Raw genomic sequence first — 17,004 nt, 5'->3', positions numbered from 1 at the left:
CTGTGTTGAAAAGTGCTAATCTTCAAAAAAGATTAAAATATCAAACAGTTACCTGTTTATTATTTTTTCTTTTTGTGTCTGTTAAGACGACGACGTTTTTTACGTTTGTGCGTCGCTACCTTATGTCTTTTACGTTTTTTTCCGCTTGGCATGATACAATTATTTTACTTGTTATTTTACTTCGTTTACTTCGCTAGTCTTTACATCTTCGATGAAAGTTTTAGCTGGTTTGAATGTAGGCACGTTATGCGCAGGAATAATGATAGATGTTCCTTTAGTAATGTTTCTACCTGTTTTTTCAGCTCTCGTTTTAATAGTAAAAGAACCAAAACCTCTTAAGTAAACATTCTCTCCATTAACTAAAGATTTAATCACCTCCTCCATAAACGATTCTACTACTCTTTGAGTATCGCTCTTTTCAAGTCCTAATTTACCTGAAATATTATTTACTATTTCTGCCTTTGTCATAATTCCTTTTATTCTTCTTAAATTTGAAAGCGGGTGCAAATATAACTATTACATCTTAACAAAAAAAGCATTTTAGCAGATTTTATGAAATTCAACTACCTGATTTTGTCATGGTTTGACCGCAATAAAAGAGAATTACCTTGGCGCAATACTCGAAATCCGTTCCATATTTGGTTGTCAGAAATCATCCTTCAACAAACAAGGGTGGACCAAGGTAAGAATTTTTACCTTAATTTCATAAAAGAATTTGATACCGTAAAAGATCTTGCATTAGCAGATGAACAAAAAGTATTAAAATTATGGCAAGGATTAGGGTATTATTCTCGTGCAAGAAACCTACATTACACCGCTCAGTTTATTGATAAAGAATTGAATGGAGTATTTCCTGATTCTTTTATTGAGTTAAAAAAATTAAAAGGAATTGGTGATTATACAGCGGCGGCAATTGCGTCTATTGTCTACAATGAAGCTGTTCCTGCAGTCGATGGAAACATGTTTAGAGTGTTTTCTAGGTACTATAATATCGAAAATGACATCTCTAATTCGCAAACAAAAAAGATATTCTGGGAACTAGGACTAGAAATTATTGACCAAAAAAGACCTGGAGATTTTAACCAAGCTGTTATGGATTTGGGGGCGACGATTTGCACACCAAAACTTCCAAAATGTGATATATGTCCTCTAAATGAATCCTGCGAAGCACTTCGTTTAAATAAAGTTCTTGCATTACCCGTTAAAACAAAGAAAATAAAAGTGACTAATCGATTCTTACATTTTATCCTTATTAAGGATGAAGATAGAATCGCTTTATCAAAACGAGAAGGTAATGATGTTTGGAAAAACCTATATACTTTACCAATGCTGGAAACAATTAGTGATTTATTGGATCATGAAGCATTAATTGAACAAAGTTTACACCTCGAGTTAAGCTTTATTTCAGAGGAAAAACATATTCTATCTCATCAAAATTTATTTATTAAATATTATACATTACAATCTCAGAGCGAGAACATAACACGTTTGCGTAATATTACTGATTTTGAATGGGTAAAACTAAATGATATTGAAAATATCCCTTTACCAAAACCGATTGAAAAATTTATAAATTATCATTTTTTCGATTAATTTCGTATCTTAAAACCACGAAATTAAAAACCACGAAAAGCTATGAACGGAACTACTAACAAAGTTATCTTAATCGGAAATTTAGGCGATGATGTAAAATTGCATAATTTTGATGAACAGAATTGTATTGGGAGGTTTCCTATTGCAACAACAGAATCTTACATCTCAAGAACTGGAGAACGTATAACCGAAACAGAGTGGCATAATATTACAACTCGAAATAAATTGGCTGAATTATGTGGTCGATATCTTAAGAAAGGAGATAAGGTTTTTGTGGAAGGACGTATAAAAACGAGAAAGTGGGATGATAATGGCCAAACGCGCTATACAACAGAAATTGTTGCTAACTCGATTGAATTTTTAACACCAAAAACTGATTCTGAATCAAAAACATCAATACAACCCGAACAGATAAATCCTTCTACAGGAAATACATCTACCAACATAGATGTGGAATCTATCGAAGAAGATGATTTACCGTTCTAAAAAAGAAATTAATAAGAATGAATAACAATTTACAGCGTTCTATACTTGTAAAAAAAACTTTATGTTTAGTAGCATTATGTATTAGTGCTATTTTTTTTATGTCTTGTTCAGATCAATCTGAAGCAGTTAAACCGTTAGGCCAAGTTAGATTGGAATATCCCGTTGCAGAATATATTGAGTTTAAAGAAGAAACACCTTATAAATTTGAATATTCAAATTTTGGGAAAATTAAAAAAGGAAAACAAAAGGATTGGTATATTATTAACTATCCGAAAATGAAGGCTAATATTTATTTAACTTATTTCCCTGTAAATTCAAAACAAGATTTAATTTTAAAAATTAAAGAAAGTGAACGATTTGTTCAAGATCAAACGGTGAAAGCTAGCTTTATATCTCCACAGATTTTTGAATTTCCTGAAAAAAAAGTTTTTGGTACGTTATATGAGTTAGGTGGAAACTCTGCAATTAATCTTCAATTTCATGCAACAGATAGCATTCATAATTTTGTTTCAGGTTCAGTCTATTTCTCCACTGAGCCCAAAGCAGATTCATTAGCACCTGCCATAGAATACATCAAAAAAGATGTACAACAGTTAATTGAAACATTATCTTGGAGAAAATAAAATCTATTAATCTTTAAATTCGATTATTTTTGTAATTGAAAAAATTTAAAAGCAACTAATTTTTATAAATATGTTAGTACAAATCGGGCATTTAATGCTCAGTTTAATGTTGTTAGTAATGTTACACGAATTAGGACATTACGTTACAGCACGATGGTTTGGCGTTCGTGTAGATCGTTTCTTCGTCTTTTTTGATGTAAAATTTGCAATCTGGAAAAAGAAAATCGGTGATACCGTATATGGTATTGGATGGCTTCCATTAGGAGGTTATGTGAAACTTGCCGGTATGATTGATGAAAGTATGGACACCGAACAAATGAAAGGGGAAATGCAACCCTGGGAATTTAGATCTAAGCCAGCTTGGCAACGTTTAATCATTATGTTAGGTGGTATTATTGTAAATATCGTTTTAGCGATGATTATATATGCAGCTTTATTAATTGCTAATGGGGAGCGTTTTACCAAAGTAGATAACATGAAATATGGAATTGTTACAGATTCTATTCAAACTACTTTAGGTTTACAAACAGGAGATATTCCTGTAGGTGTAAATGGGATAAAATATAATTCTTTAGAAGAAATAAATAAAGAATCTTTGCTTGGAGGTACTACTCTTGAGGTAAACCGCCAAGGAAAAGAGATTTCTTTACCTATTGATGAAAACTTTAGAACTCAAATTTTAAATTATAAACAAGGTTTTTTTGTACCTCAATTTACATTTGAAGTTGATACAGTTTTAGTTGAAACTCCTGCACAAAAAGCTGGAATTTTGAAAGATGATAAAATCATCGCTATTGATGGATTTACTACGCCATATTACCATGATTTTACTAAAAAATTAGAGCAATATAAAGGTAAAACTGTAGCATTAAGCGTTGAGAGACAAGGTCAGCCTGTTGAATTAATGGTTGCTATCGATAAAGAGGGGAAAATTGGTATAGGTAATAAATCTAGTTATATTGACTCATTAGAAGGTAGAAGAAATTATTCAATTGGAGAAGGCCTTAGTGCAGGTGTCGTTAAACCTTTTGATGCAATCGCTACGCAAGTTCGTGGTATTGGAACATTGTTCCAAGTAAAAGATGGACGTAAACAAGTGGCAGGACCTATTGGGATGGTAAAACAAATGCCAACGGAATGGAACTGGTTATTTTTCTGGTCATTTACAGCAATGATTTCTGCATGGCTAGCCTTCATTAATTTACTTCCAATTCCAGGATTAGATGGTGGACACGCAGTTTTTGCACTTTACGAAATGATTACTGGGAAAGCTCCAAGTGAGAAAATTTTAGAAAAAGCACAAATGGTAGGAATAATCATAATCCTTGGTTTAATGGTATTTATCTTCGGAAATGACATTGTAAATATAATTTTTGGATAAAAAATTTTAATTTTTTTTTGTGGGTGTAAAAAATCCTTTTATATTTGCACCCACAATTAAGCAACATTCCTCCTTAGCTCAGTTGGTTAGAGCATCTGACTGTTAATCAGAGGGTCCTTGGTTCGAGCCCAAGAGGAGGAGCTTTTTTAGTGAAAAACTAAGTCAAACAAAGACTTATTCAAAAATAAATTTGGATTTTCCTCCTTAGCTCAGTTGGTTAGAGCATCTGACTGTTAATCAGAGGGTCCTTGGTTCGAGCCCAAGAGGAGGAGCATCAAATAATAAAAAGGCTATCAAAATTTGATAGCCTTTTTTTATTTATAATCCATTTACTTCATCCATTCTTTAGCCATTTCATAAGCATTAACAAAAGATTCATCAAATGGTTTAGCTTTTAATTTTTCTTTGGTTTGCCTTTCTATAATTTCTAATACATAAGTTTCGGCTTGAAGAAATTGTTGTTGTCTCCTATTTTTTTCATAAAATCCATTATGATTTATAACTTCAAAGTATTTCTCTATTGTTTCCCAAAGCTCATTAATGCCTTTCTCTTTCAATCCTGACCCTAAAATCGTTTGGCGCTTCCATTGAGAGGCTTTTGTAGGTAAAAATTGCAGAGAACGGGCTAAATCGACTTTTGCATCTTTTATCAATTTTTCTTGGAAAGCATCAATTTTATTGATAAAAATTATATCTGCCATTTCCATTATACCTCTCTTTATCCCCTGCAGATCATCTCCTGATCCTGGCAATTGTAGAAATAAAAAGAGATCCGATATTTTATTTACTAAAGTTTCAGATTGTCCTACGCCTACAGTTTCTATTAAAATATGATCATATCCAGCAGCCTCACACAGTAACATTGCTTCATAAGTACGAGAGGTTATTCCCCCAAGATTTCCATTTGTAGCACTCGGACGTATGTAAGCTAAATCGCTTTTAGAAAGCTCTTCCATTCTCGTTTTATCTCCTAAAATACTTCCCTTAGATAATGAACTACTAGGGTCAATTGCTAAAATAGCAACCTTTTTACCTCTAGAAACTAAGAATTGCCCTAAGGCTTCGATAAATGTACTTTTTCCTACTCCTGGAATACCAGTGATAGCAATCCGTTTTGATGACTTGGTCAACGGAAAAGCTTGTATTATTTCTTGTGCAACTTCTAAATGATCTATACGGGTACTTTCTGCTAAAGTTATTGCACGGCTAAGAGCAAATGTTTTCCCGTCCTTTATATCATTTATTAATTGTTGTGTATTAATTGTTTTAGACATCTTTATCAGATATTTTTTTTGAGATATTAAAAAACTACTTCTTATCTAGAAATAGTTCAACATAAAAGTTATTTCATAAGCTCAGCAGTATTTTTAGCTTCTTTTAATTTCTTAATATATTCGGAGGGTGATTTACCAACATATTGAGTAAAAAGTGTTGAAAAAGAACTATGAGAACTAAATCCCATGTCACTCGCTAAGTAACTTACTTTCGTATTTAATACCTTTTCATTATTTTCCAATTCATTTAATAAATGATTTATTCTTAACTCATTTAGATACTGATTGAAGTTCTTTTTTTTATAGCTCTTTATAATTTCGCTTAAATATTTTGTATTAGTATCAAATTGCTTTGCTAAATTATTTAGATTAACATCTTTTTTTAAAAACCCTTTATTTTTTTCGAAATTTTCTAATTTTTTCAAAAGAACCTTTTCAGTTTTAGAAGAAATATTTATTCCTAACTTACTCTGTGATATTTCTTCATTCGCTATATCATCCTGTTTTTCATCTAATTGAATATTATTTTCTGGTTTTTCTATTTTCTTATCAATAATAATTTCTAGAGATGGTTTTTCAGTTTCTTCGATAGGATGAATATCATTTTCAACCTCAAGAGACGCTTCCGGAGTTGTATTTTGGATAGTATTATTTTGTTCAGTTTGTGAGCTTTTTTTCATCAAAAAGTATAAACTGATTATAAGTATACATACAAGCGCAATAACAATTATTGTAATAGTTGTAAAATCTAAATTATTCATAAGCGTTAAATCTCAATTCTTTTTTATTTATATCTTAAATTATAAAACACATTAACATGAAAATGAATATTTTAAGTTCATTATAACACTTTGTAAATTTAAGAAAATATTTAAAAAAATAAGGCTTAAGATTTTCGTCTTAAGCCTTATTTTTAATATTAATAATTTTTAGTCTTTTGGAGTAGATGAACATCCGCATCCTTTTGAACATCCTCCACTATCTTTTTTGAATGAATTTTTTATCATTCCTATAATATACCACACAGCAAATCCTAATAGAAAAGCTATAAAAGCATATTGAATATATATGTTATCCATTTTAAATTATTTTAAAAATTGATAAGCAATTAAAGCTACGATATAAGCTAATCCTGTCATAAACCCGGTTTGAATCAATGTCCATTTCCAAGAATTAGTTTCTCTTTTAACGATTGCTATAGTACTCATACATTGCATTGCAAAAGCATAGAATAATAATAATGATATACCCGATGCAAATGTATAAGCCTTTTCCCCTGTATTGCGATTAATCTCCGCTTTCATTCGGCTTAAAAGTTTACCTTTTTGAGCGTCATCTTCAACATCAATTTCCCCTAAACTGTACACTGTAGACATTGTACCAACAAATACTTCGCGTGCTGCAAAAGAAGAAATTAATCCGATTCCCATCTTCCAATCATATCCTAAAGGCTTAACAACAGGTTCAATAACCGAACCAATTGTTCCTAAATAAGAATGTTCTAATTTATAAGATGCTATTTCATTTTCTAAATCTTCATCCGAAATTCTTGGGTTATGCGCAGTTACAATTTCCTCTGCATTATTAAATCTTTCTCCCGGTCCAAATGATCCTAAAACCCATAAAATGATAGATATTGCAAAAATAATTTTACCTGCATCGATTAAAAATCCTAAGGTTTTTTCCCAAACATTAATACCTACATTTTTCCAATCTGGTAATTTATAAGTTGGTAACTCAAGTATTAATAAGCTTCTGTGTTTTGCTTTTATAATTAAGTTTAGAATCATTGCACTTCCTAAAGCACCAACAACTCCTAAAACATACATTATAAATAATGCTAAACCTTGTAAATTAAGCCCCATCCATTTTTCATCTGGTATAACTAAAGCGATAATCACTATATAAATAGGTAAACGAGCTGAACAAGTCATGAAAGGAGTTACTAAGATTGTAAGCATACGCTCTTTAGCATTTTCAATATTTCGGGCAGACATAACCGCAGGAACGGCACAAGCAACCCCTGAAATTAACGGGACAACGGATTTTCCACTTAATCCAAATGGCTTTAACCAGCGATCCATCAAATATACTACACGACTCATATAACCTGTTTCTTCCATTAGAGAAATAAATAAGAACAGAATAGCAATTTGTGGTACAAAAATTACAATTCCTCCAATTCCAGGAATTATAGCTTGGGAAATAATATCTACTAACGGTCCTGCTGGAAGTGTAGTTGTTGCCAAATTTTGTAATGTACCAAACAATCCATCAATATAATCCATTAATGGTCCCGACCATGTATATACCGCCTGGAACATTAAAAGTATAACTAACATAAAAATTCCGTACCCTAAAATAGGATGCATTAAAACTTTATCTAACTTTTCTGTAGAAGAAGTCTCTTTACGATGAGTATATGTAATTATATCTTTGAGAGAATTATCTAAATATTTATTACGATCTAACGTTTCTTTTACTTGTAATCGTCTTTCAATTATTTTATACGATTTCTTAATTGATGCTAACGAATTTTGTAACTCTGAAGATAAATAAGAAACATTTTTCTGACCTAAATATAACCAAGCCAAGTAATCTGAATCAATTTTAAAAGTAGATTTAACTTCGTGTATTGCCTTATCATATAATTGTCCTGCTTCAAAAGTAGATTCGGCAATTTTTGGTTTATAATTAAAATGCTGAATGAGCTCATCTAGCCCTTCACTTGTACGAGCATTGGTTAAGACAACCTTAGTTTGTAAAAGCTCTTCTAATTTATTAAGATCAATTTCTAATCCTTTCGCTTGTATTTCATCCTTCATATTAATAACGAAAATCGAAGGAACATTTAAATCTTGAATTTGTTTAAATAAGAGAATAGAACGTCTTAAATTACTAGGTTCAGAAACCACTACAGCTAAGTCAGGATAATCTTTGTTAGCTTTATTTCCTAAAATCTGAAAAACAATTTCTTCATCTAATGAATTAGGGTAGATAGAATATGTACCAGGTAAATCAATAATATGATACTTATTGCCGTTATGTTCAATATTTCCTTCCCTTTTCTCAACAGTAACCCCAGGATAATTCCCTACTTTCTGACGAAGGTTAGTTAATTTATTAAATAAAGATGTCTTACCTACATTGGGATTTCCTATTAATGTAATTGTATATGAATTCATTATATTTTCTCAATCAAAATTTGACTTGCTTCCGACTTTCTTAATGCCAAAAGTGATTTGTTATTTATTATACTAATACAAATTGGGCCTCCAAAGGGAGCTTTATTCTTTACCTGAAACTCAGTCCCCGGAATAAATCCCATATCGTATAGCTTTGCGGGAACATCCTCAGTTACAAATCCACTGATAATTGCAAAGTCTCCTATCTTTAAGTCTTTTAATGTTTTACTCATTGTCTCGTTGTTAAAAACATCTTTCCAGCAAAGTTATTTAATTTTTAATTAATCCAAATAGAAGAAATATCATAAATAGAAATCTTTTAATATAAAAATCAATAAGTTCAGATTGCTGAATGAAAAAAAGTTTATATATTTGCAGTCAATTTTATATCAATAAATATTAATTTTATGTACGCAATTGTAGAGATAGCAGGGCTTCAATACAAAGTTGAAAAAGACCAACAATTGTTTGTAAACCGTTTGGCAGGTGAAGCAGGTGACGAAGTAAAATTCGACCGTGTTTTATTAACTGACAACGGAGCAATCACAGTGGGCGCCCCAGTTATAGATGGAGTTACAGTAGTAGCTAAAATCGTTGAACACGTTAAAGGTGATAAAGTAATCGTTTTCAAAAAGAAAAGAAGAAAAGGTTACCAAAAATCTAACGGACACCGTCAACAATTCACTAAAATTGAAGTAGTAACAATCGGTTAAGATTGTACTGTTTAATTTAATTATTAACCTTAAAAGTAAAACGAAATGGCACATAAAAAAGGGGTCGGAAGTTCGAAGAATGGTCGCGAATCAGAATCGAAACGTTTAGGAGTTAAAATTTTTGGTGGACAAGCAGCTATCGCTGGTAACATTATTGTTCGTCAAAGAGGAACTCAACATCATCCAGGTAATAACGTAGGTATCGGAAAAGATCACACGTTATTCGCATTAGTAGACGGAAAAGTTGTTTTCACTAAAAAACGTAACAACAGATCTTACGTTTCAGTTGAACCATTAGCTTAATTATTTGCTAAGATTCAATTGGTGGTAAAACACTAAAAATATAAGCTCATCTTAGGATGAGCTTTTTTTATACCATAAAAAAATCCTCTTCAATTATCATGAAGAGGATTTTTATTCCTATTATGTTTAATTCTCTTTTTCTTCTTCAGCAGTTCCCCAACCTTGCGCAGTTAAAGGAATCATTTGTTCGCTTCCACGTGTAATCAAGAAATTATCAGCTCCAGTAGTTGTTGCATGACCTATTACTGTTAAATAAGGATTTCCTTTTATTTTATCAAAATCAGCTTGTTTAATTGTAAATAATAATTCATAATCTTCTCCTCCACTTAGTGCACAAGTAATAGGATTAATCTTAAATTCTTCAGCCGTACGAATAACTGCAGGATCTAATGGGATTTTTTCTTCGTAAATATTGAATCCGATATTATTCTCTTTTGATAAATGGATAACTTCTGAAGATAAACCATCTGATATATCAATCATAGAAGTTGGCTTAAGATCCATTTCTGCTAATAGACGAATAATATCTAAACGAGCTTCAGGTTTAAGCTGGCGTTCTATTAAATATGAATATGGTTCGAAATCAGGTTGATTATTTGGATTTACTTTGGTTACTTGCGCTTCACGTTCTAATACTTGTATTCCTAAAAAGGCAGCACCAAGATCTCCTGATACAACTAAAAGGTCGTTTTCTTCTACACCTTTACGGTATACAATTTTTTCTTCTTTAGCTGCCCCTACTGCCGTCATATTTAATATTAATCCGCTTAGAGAAGTAGTTGTGTCTCCCCCTACAATATCAATTTCATATTTATCACAAGCATATTTCATCCCATTATAAATCTCATCAATTGCTTCTAACGTAAATCGATTAGATACTGCAATAGAAACTAATATATGTTTCGGTATTGCGTTCATCGCCAAAATATCACTAATTGCAGTAACTACAGCTTTATAACCCAAATGTCTTAATGGCATATAAGACCAACTAAAACTTACACCTTCTACTAACATATCGGTAGAAATTACTGTTTTTTCAGTCCCGTAATCAATTACAGCAGCATCGTCTCCAATACCTTTTATGGATGTTTCTAAACGAATAGGAAATCCTTCTTTAATTTGTTCAATTAAACCAAACTCTCCAATTTCGGCTAAACTTGTTTTTGAAACACTTTTATCTTCTAACATTGTCTTTTTTATATATTAAAAATTGAAGGATCTACATTTTTCGCTCGTTTTGGTAAACGCATCAAATCCATTTTAGTTAAAACTTTAACCTCTTTTCCTTCAAATGATTTTCTTATTTTATCCACCATTTCTACGGCAGGAATACTCATTTTACGCTCTTTCATAGAGAACCAAACTCCTATTAAATCTGATGAGCATAAATGTGTGCCATCTGCACGATATAGGTTTTGATTAAATTGAAATATCATTCCATCATCCGACATTCCACCAACTTCTACTGTAATATAAATTTCTTCACCTTCATGTGCTTCTCTAAAAAAAGAAAATTCTTCGTGTAAAACAGCTGGACCAATCCCATAATTACCTAAATCTTGCATCGTTATTCCATAATCACGTAAAAAAGCAATACGAGCAAAACTAGTGAAATTCATATAAGATGCATTGGCTAAATGCTTATTTGCATCTAAATCAGACCATCTTACTATGGTTTTTTGAGTATAAATTTTGTTCATAATTGAAAGTAGAATTGTTCTACAAATGTAATAATTTGAAATGAATCAATTCTTTCTATTTTTTGTCATTACAAATAAAAAAATTGAGAATAAATAAATCTAAAGCATTAACTAGAAATAAGATAATTTACTTAAATTTAATATAAACAAAAGGTCCACATTATGAGAAAGATATTATTTCCTACCGATTTTTCTGAAACAGCAAACAACGCATTTCTATATGCTTTAAGTTTAGCTGAAAGTCAAGACGCAATTGTATATATTTTGCATGTATATGAATTACCTATTATAAATGGTGGCTTGAGTGCTGGATTAATCCAAAATGTATATGACACCGTAAAGCTAGGTCAGTTTGAAAATTTTAAAGATAATATTCCTCAACTTAGAAAAATAGCTGACAATCATGGTTTAGGCCATATCAATATGAAATTCATATTAGAAGAAGGGAATTTTCTTTATTTGATGCGTGAAACTATTGAAGAAGAAAAAATTGATTTTGTAGTAATGGGTACCACTGGTAATACTGGTTTAGAAAAAATTATTTTCGGATCCAATACGATTAATGCGATTACATCTTTAAAGGTTCCTATTTTAAGCGTTCCAAATCATATAGAATTTAAAGGTATTAAGAATATAGGCTTTACTACTGTTTTTGATGAAAAAGACAAAGAATCATTATATTATTTAACTGAAGTTGCCAATAGACACAATGGCAATATAAAATGTCTTCATGTTACAAAAGATGGAAAATACAATGAAAATGCATTGGAGAATTGGAAAACAGAGTTTAAAGATGAGCCTGTAAACTTTAAAGTAGTCAAAAATCCTGAACCAGCTGATGCTGTGTTAGAGTTTATTGAAACAGAAAAATTAGATGTACTAGCAGTTGTAAGTAGAAATAAAGGTTTTTTTGATAAATTATTTTCTCCTGGCTTCACGAAAAAAATTGCATCAAAAAATAAGGTTCCATTATTTGTATTCCACCAAAAATAAACACAAAAATAAACCGACTTTATTATTTTTTTAAAAGTCGGTTTACTTTTATTTAAAATCCATTCGCTGAATTCTAACAGCGTTTAAAATTGCTAATAAGGCAACTCCTACATCCGCAAAAACAGCTTCCCACATATTAGATAAACCTCCAGCTCCAAGAATTAAAACAATTGCTTTAACAATTAATGCTAAAGTGATATTCTGAATTACAATTTTTCTTGTTGCACGACCAATTTTAATTGCTGTAACAATTTTAGAAGGCTGATCAGTTTGAATCACAACATCTGCAGTTTCTATAGCTGCATCACTTCCTAATCCTCCCATTGCAATCCCAACATCGCTTAATGCCAAAACTGGTGCATCATTTATTCCGTCACCTACAAAAGCTATTACTCGATTTTTATCCGTTTTTAAATATTGCATTTTCTCGACCTTACCTTCTGGTAGAAGTCCACCATAAGCTTCATCTAAACCAATTTCTTTCGCTACTTTTTGTGTAATTATATTTTTGTCACCACTCAACATCATGGTTAAATCAACGCCAACTTTTTTCATTTCTTGGACTGCAATTATTGCATCTGGTTTTAGCTCATCTGCTACAATAATATAGCCTGCATATCTATCATCTATTGCAACAATCACAATACTTTCAACAATTTCATCAATTTCTGCTGGATAAGAAATTCCGAATTGCTGTAATAATTGAGCATTTCCAACATATATATCCTGCTGATTTACTTTCCCTTTTAAACCCTTTCCTGAGATTTCTTCTACACTTTCCGCATTTAAATTGGATGGAAATTCATTTACAATAGCCTTAGCTATAGGATGAGTTGATTGAGATTCTATAGCGGAAACAATATTTATAAAGTAATCTTTTTCTAGTAAAGTTTCCACTTTTTGAACTTTAAACACTCCTTTTGTTAAAGTTCCTGTTTTATCCATTACTACAGTATTTATTTTACTCATTAATTCTAAATAATTAGAACCTTTAAATAATATACCATTTCTTGAAGCAGCTCCAATTCCTCCAAAATAACCCAATGGTACAGAAATAACTAATGCACAAGGACAAGAAACTACTAAAAATATTAACCCTCGATATAGCCAATCTTTAAACTCATAGTTTTCGACAAATAGAATCGGTAAAAAGGTAAGAGCAACTGCACAGAAAAAGACAATTGGAGTATATATTTTAGCAAACTTTCTAATATATAATTCCGTTTTTGCTTTTCTAGAACTTGCTTCTTGAACCATTTGAAGAATTTTAGCTATTGAACTATCTTCAAATTTTTTAGTTGTTTTAATTTCAATTACATTTTCTAGATTTAGCATTCCAGCCAAAACATTTTCACCTTTTCGATAAACTGATGGCTTACTTTCTCCAGTTAATGCTGATGTATTAAAACTTCCTTTTTCTGAAATCAATTCCCCATCTAATGCTATCTTTTCTCCAACTTTAACTTGGATTATATCTCCAATATTTACTTCATCTGGATGTACTGCCATATATTTTCCATCGCGTAAAACATGGGCCAACTTAGGCCTAACATCTAGCAGTGCTTTTATATTTCCTTTTGCACGATTAACAGCAGCATCTTGAAACATTTCTCCAATGGTATAAAAAAGCATTACTGCCACACCTTCAGGATATTCTTGAATAAAAAAAGCGCCTAAAGTGGCAATTCCCATTAACGAAAATTCATTAAAAAAATCTCTTTTAGCAAATAATTCAAAAGCTTCTCTCCAAACAGGAAATGCTACAGGAATATAAGCAGCTAAAAACCAAATAAGACGAACCCATTCAGTATTAATAAACCATTCAGGTTGTATGATATATTGAAGAAGTATACCAATAAAAAATATTGCTACACTTATATAAAGTCCATAAGAACTGTTACCATGGTTATGTTCATGCTCTTCGTTGTGTACATGATTTTCTCCACTACATGTTTTACAATTTGACATATATATTGTTTTTAAGCTACAAAACAAATGTATAAAATGATTTATGCAATCTGATTGCAAAGAAGATTAAGCATTACATTGATCACAAATTCCTTTTAAAGTGAAAGATGTTTGATCAACTTTAAAATTTCTTGGCAAGGTAATTTCCGGAAGATGAATTTTACGTAAACAAAAAGTTTGATTGCATGAAGTACAATGAAAATGGGCATGTGTATACTCTGGCGTACATTTACAATTAGATTCGCAAATGGCATATTTTATAGATCCCGTACCATCTTCAATACTATGAATTAATTTATTCTCTTCAAATTTTTTTAAGGTTCTATAAATTGTAATTCGATCTGCTTGATCCATTTCAAACTCCAAATCTGCTAAGCTCAATGCAACATTAGATTGCATTAATTTATCTAAAACCAGTAAACGCATTGCAGTTGGATTAATAGCTCTATTTTTTAGAAGATTAGTTAGCTCTTGCGTTTGCATTTTTATCAATTTTACATCTATAAATTTACAAATTTTACACCAGACTAAATCATAAAGAATTTTATTATTCAATAGTATAATACCTATTTTTGTTGTTTAATAATCTGAATTATGTACAAACTAGAAATTGCTTGTTTTAATCTTGAATCAGCTTTAATAACAGCAAAATCGGCAGCAGATCGAATTGAATTTTGTTCAGATTTATTAGCTGGAGGAACTACTCCAAAAATCGAAGATATTAAAATTCTTAAAGAACATTCAAGTCAAGCAATTCGAATAATGATTCGTCCAAGAGGAGGTGATTTTTGTTATTCAAAAGATGAGTTTGAAGAAATGAAATCTGCAATAAAAATTATCAAGGCATTAGATGTAGAAGGTTTTGTTTTCGGAATACTTAATTCTGACCACACAATTGATATAAAAAGAAATAAAGAATTAGTTGATTTAGCATATCCTTATCCATGTGCATTTCATAGAGCCTTTGATCGCACACAAAATTTAAACGAATCATTAGAACAAATTATTTATTTAGGCTTTAAAACCCTACTAACTTCTGGGATGAGCCAGAATGTTGATTCAGGTATAACAAGACTCAAAGAATTGGTTCGACTAGCTCATAATAGAATTGAAATAATGCCTGGTGGAGGTCTAAGATCTACCAATATTTCTAAAATTAAAATTGAAACTAATGCTCCATATTATCATTCTTCTGCATTATTAAATAATTCTGAAATTGCTAATTTGGAAGAAATCAATCGTTTAAAAAAACTCATCAATTAGCTTTAATAAAAATCATACCTTTGACTTATGCTTTGGGACAAAACTGTAGGACAATCTGAAATTAAATCGAAATTAAGACAATCTATAAAAGATGGGAGAATTAGTCATGCTCAACTGTTTGCTGGTCCAGAAGGGTCAGGAACTCTAGCATTGGCTTTGGCTTATGCACAAGAAGTATTATGTGGACAAGAGGAAAATAATTGTCATATAAAAGTCAATAATTTACAACATCCAGATTTGCATTTTTCTTTCCCTTTTTCGGCAACAGAAAATGTAAAAAAACCTACAGCAAAACTTTTGCTAAAAGAATGGCGTTCATTTATACAACATAATATTTATGGAAATCTAAGTGATTGGATGAAACATCTTGGTATTGAGAAAAAACAAGGTGCTATAAATGTTGATGAAGCGGACGAGATCGTAAAAACCCTATCTTTAAATAGCTATGAAGGAGGTTACAAAATTATGATTATTTGGATGCCTGAAATGATGAATACTGCCTCAGCAAACAAGTTGCTTAAAATCATTGAAGAACCACCACAAAAAACACTTTTCCTTTTAGTAACAGAACGAGAAGATCTATTACTACCAACAATTACTTCTCGTTGTCAATTGGTAAAAATACCAAACATAGAAACGAAGGATATTGAAGAATATTTACAAAAGTATGATTCGGTAGACAACGAAAAAGCTAAACATATCGCATTCATAGCACAAGGAAATTTGAGAGAAGCTTCTCTATTGCTTCATAACACGAGCCAAATATTTGATAGTTATTTTGTGACATGGGTACGCAAAGCGTTTATGGCAGCCAAAACACCTATTGTATTAAAAGATTTAATTAATTGGTCGAATGATATTGCATCATGGTCGAGAGATGAACAAAAGAATTTTCTTAACTTTTGTAGCGAAATTTTTCGCCAAGCCTTACTGAAAACTTATCAAGCCAATGATTTGGTTAATATACAAATCAATGCAGAAGGATTTAAGTGGGAAGGTTTTGCTCCTTTTATTCATGGTGCAAATATTGAAGAGATATTACATGAAATAAATGAAGCTTCTTACCACATAGAAAGAAATGGAAATGCTAAATTTATTTTCTTGGATCTCTCGATTAAATTAACACGACTTTTACATCGAAAAACAATATAAAAAAAGCGACTCTTACGAGTCGCTTTTATATTTTAATTAGTTTTTTCTAATTAGTTAGCTGGAGCTGCTTCAGTAGTTGTAGTAGTTGTAGTTTCAACTGAAACTGCTGTAGAATCTGAAGGAGTTTCAATTTTAACTGAATCACCTGCTGGAGTTTCTAACATTGTAGAATCTGTTGGAGTTGCGATTGTATCAACAACTACTTCTTCAGATGTAGTTTCTTCAACTTTTTTCTCTCCACAAGATACTGCTCCTAATGATAAAGCTGCAACTGCAACTAATGCAAAAAATTTTTTCATTTTAATATTTTTTATAATTTGTTTAATAAACTTCTAATTGTTTAACAGGACAAATTTACCTCAATTACAGT

At 31.1% G+C, this 17,004-nt stretch carries 20 protein-coding genes and 2 tRNA genes; 11 read left to right on the top strand and 11 right to left on the bottom strand.

What is annotated here, in order from left to right:
- Nucleotides 1-171: 171 nt before the first annotated feature.
- Nucleotides 172-468, bottom strand: coding sequence for an HU family DNA-binding protein (locus tag IM532_RS05365; RefSeq protein WP_194182416.1), 297 nt, complete (start codon nucleotides 466-468; stop codon nucleotides 172-174).
- A gap of 84 nt (nucleotides 469-552) precedes the next feature.
- Here IM532_RS05365 and mutY point away from each other — a divergent pair, with 84 nt between their 5' ends.
- The 6 genes from mutY (at nucleotide 553) to IM532_RS05335 (ending at nucleotide 4,355) form a co-directional block, all read left to right on the top strand.
- Nucleotides 553-1,593, top strand: coding sequence for an A/G-specific adenine glycosylase (gene mutY / locus IM532_RS05360; protein ID WP_194182414.1), 1,041 nt, complete (start codon nucleotides 553-555; stop codon nucleotides 1,591-1,593).
- A gap of 42 nt (nucleotides 1,594-1,635) precedes the next feature.
- Nucleotides 1,636-2,079 (top strand): single-stranded DNA-binding protein, encoded by a 444-nt coding sequence (locus IM532_RS05355; protein WP_194182413.1) that lies wholly within the window; start codon nucleotides 1,636-1,638, stop codon nucleotides 2,077-2,079.
- A gap of 17 nt (nucleotides 2,080-2,096) precedes the next feature.
- Complete coding sequence (gene gldD, locus IM532_RS05350; RefSeq protein ID WP_194182411.1) at nucleotides 2,097-2,702, top strand: gliding motility lipoprotein GldD; 606 nt, start codon at nucleotides 2,097-2,099, stop codon at nucleotides 2,700-2,702.
- A 70-nt stretch (nucleotides 2,703-2,772) separates the two neighbouring features.
- Nucleotides 2,773-4,083 carry an RIP metalloprotease RseP gene (gene rseP / locus IM532_RS05345; protein ID WP_194182409.1) on the top strand — a complete coding sequence of 437 codons (1,311 nt, stop codon included), beginning with the start codon at nucleotides 2,773-2,775 and terminating at the stop codon, nucleotides 4,081-4,083.
- Between the two features lie 67 nt (nucleotides 4,084-4,150).
- Nucleotides 4,151-4,224 (top strand) — tRNA-Asn (locus tag IM532_RS05340).
- 57 nt (nucleotides 4,225-4,281) lie between these two features.
- Nucleotides 4,282-4,355: transfer RNA gene (locus tag IM532_RS05335), tRNA-Asn, on the top strand.
- 57 nt (nucleotides 4,356-4,412) lie between these two features.
- Here the strand turns inward: IM532_RS05335 and meaB are convergent.
- The 5 genes from meaB to IM532_RS05310 form a co-directional block, all read right to left on the bottom strand.
- Complete coding sequence (meaB, locus tag IM532_RS05330) at nucleotides 4,413-5,357, bottom strand: methylmalonyl Co-A mutase-associated GTPase MeaB (RefSeq protein WP_194182408.1); 945 nt, start codon at nucleotides 5,355-5,357, stop codon at nucleotides 4,413-4,415.
- A gap of 68 nt (nucleotides 5,358-5,425) precedes the next feature.
- On the bottom strand, nucleotides 5,426-6,118 hold the full coding sequence (locus tag IM532_RS05325) for a helix-turn-helix domain-containing protein (RefSeq protein WP_194182406.1): 693 nt from the start codon (nucleotides 6,116-6,118) through the stop codon (nucleotides 5,426-5,428).
- Nucleotides 6,119-6,286: 168 nt separating this feature from the next.
- A complete protein-coding gene (locus tag IM532_RS05320; RefSeq protein ID WP_194182405.1) occupies nucleotides 6,287-6,436 on the bottom strand; it encodes a FeoB-associated Cys-rich membrane protein in 150 nt (49 codons plus the stop codon).
- 6 nt (nucleotides 6,437-6,442) lie between these two features.
- Complete coding sequence (gene feoB, locus IM532_RS05315; protein WP_194182404.1) at nucleotides 6,443-8,542, bottom strand: ferrous iron transport protein B; 2,100 nt, start codon at nucleotides 8,540-8,542, stop codon at nucleotides 6,443-6,445.
- Nucleotides 8,542-8,775 carry a FeoA family protein gene (locus IM532_RS05310; RefSeq protein WP_194182403.1) on the bottom strand — a complete coding sequence of 78 codons (234 nt, stop codon included), beginning with the start codon at nucleotides 8,773-8,775 and terminating at the stop codon, nucleotides 8,542-8,544. The genes feoB and IM532_RS05310 overlap by 1 nt, the downstream gene beginning before the upstream one ends.
- A 174-nt stretch (nucleotides 8,776-8,949) precedes the next feature.
- On the opposite strand from IM532_RS05310, the gene rplU reads away from it, so the two are divergent.
- Nucleotides 8,950-9,255, top strand: coding sequence for a 50S ribosomal protein L21 (gene rplU, locus IM532_RS05305; RefSeq protein ID WP_194182402.1), 306 nt, complete (start codon nucleotides 8,950-8,952; stop codon nucleotides 9,253-9,255).
- Between the two features lie 45 nt (nucleotides 9,256-9,300).
- The gene (gene rpmA, locus IM532_RS05300) at nucleotides 9,301-9,558 is read left to right on the top strand and encodes a 50S ribosomal protein L27 (RefSeq protein ID WP_194182401.1); all 258 of its coding nucleotides are present in this window, start codon (nucleotides 9,301-9,303) and stop codon (nucleotides 9,556-9,558) included.
- Nucleotides 9,559-9,684: 126 nt separating this feature from the next.
- On the opposite strand, the gene thiL is transcribed toward rpmA, so the two are convergent.
- Together thiL and IM532_RS05290 are read right to left on the bottom strand one after the other, a co-directional pair.
- Nucleotides 9,685-10,746, bottom strand: a complete 1,062-nt coding sequence (gene thiL / locus IM532_RS05295; RefSeq protein WP_194182400.1) for a thiamine-phosphate kinase — start codon at nucleotides 10,744-10,746, stop codon at nucleotides 9,685-9,687.
- A gap of 8 nt (nucleotides 10,747-10,754) precedes the next feature.
- A complete protein-coding gene (locus tag IM532_RS05290; protein WP_194182399.1) occupies nucleotides 10,755-11,258 on the bottom strand; it encodes an acyl-CoA thioesterase in 504 nt (167 codons plus the stop codon).
- Between the two features lie 162 nt (nucleotides 11,259-11,420).
- On the opposite strand from IM532_RS05290, the gene IM532_RS05285 reads away from it, so the two are divergent.
- The gene (locus IM532_RS05285; RefSeq protein ID WP_194182398.1) at nucleotides 11,421-12,251 is read left to right on the top strand and encodes a universal stress protein; all 831 of its coding nucleotides are present in this window, start codon (nucleotides 11,421-11,423) and stop codon (nucleotides 12,249-12,251) included.
- A gap of 48 nt (nucleotides 12,252-12,299) precedes the next feature.
- On the opposite strand, the gene IM532_RS05280 is transcribed toward IM532_RS05285, so the two are convergent.
- Both IM532_RS05280 and IM532_RS05275 read right to left on the bottom strand, forming a co-directional pair.
- Nucleotides 12,300-14,219, bottom strand: a complete 1,920-nt coding sequence (locus tag IM532_RS05280) for a heavy metal translocating P-type ATPase (protein WP_194182397.1) — start codon at nucleotides 14,217-14,219, stop codon at nucleotides 12,300-12,302.
- A gap of 66 nt (nucleotides 14,220-14,285) precedes the next feature.
- Nucleotides 14,286-14,702, bottom strand: a complete 417-nt coding sequence (locus IM532_RS05275) for a Fur family transcriptional regulator (RefSeq protein ID WP_194182396.1) — start codon at nucleotides 14,700-14,702, stop codon at nucleotides 14,286-14,288.
- A gap of 111 nt (nucleotides 14,703-14,813) precedes the next feature.
- Between IM532_RS05275 and IM532_RS05270 the strand changes: the two genes are divergently transcribed.
- Nucleotides 14,814-15,482 carry a copper homeostasis protein CutC gene (locus IM532_RS05270; protein WP_194182395.1) on the top strand — a complete coding sequence of 223 codons (669 nt, stop codon included), beginning with the start codon at nucleotides 14,814-14,816 and terminating at the stop codon, nucleotides 15,480-15,482.
- Between the two features lie 27 nt (nucleotides 15,483-15,509).
- Nucleotides 15,510-16,634: a DNA polymerase III subunit gene (locus IM532_RS05265; protein ID WP_194182394.1), complete on the top strand. Its 1,125-nt coding sequence runs from the start codon at nucleotides 15,510-15,512 to the stop codon at nucleotides 16,632-16,634.
- Between the two features lie 50 nt (nucleotides 16,635-16,684).
- Here the strand turns inward: IM532_RS05265 and IM532_RS05260 are convergent, their stop codons facing one another.
- Nucleotides 16,685-16,933 carry a hypothetical protein gene (locus tag IM532_RS05260; protein WP_194182393.1) on the bottom strand — a complete coding sequence of 83 codons (249 nt, stop codon included), beginning with the start codon at nucleotides 16,931-16,933 and terminating at the stop codon, nucleotides 16,685-16,687.
- Nucleotides 16,934-17,004: the final 71 nt, after the last annotated feature.

Source organism: Faecalibacter rhinopitheci (assembly GCF_015234135.1).
GTDB lineage: Bacteria > Bacteroidota > Bacteroidia > Flavobacteriales > Weeksellaceae > Empedobacter > Empedobacter rhinopitheci.
This window is presented reverse-complemented; position numbering and strand designations above follow the sequence as displayed.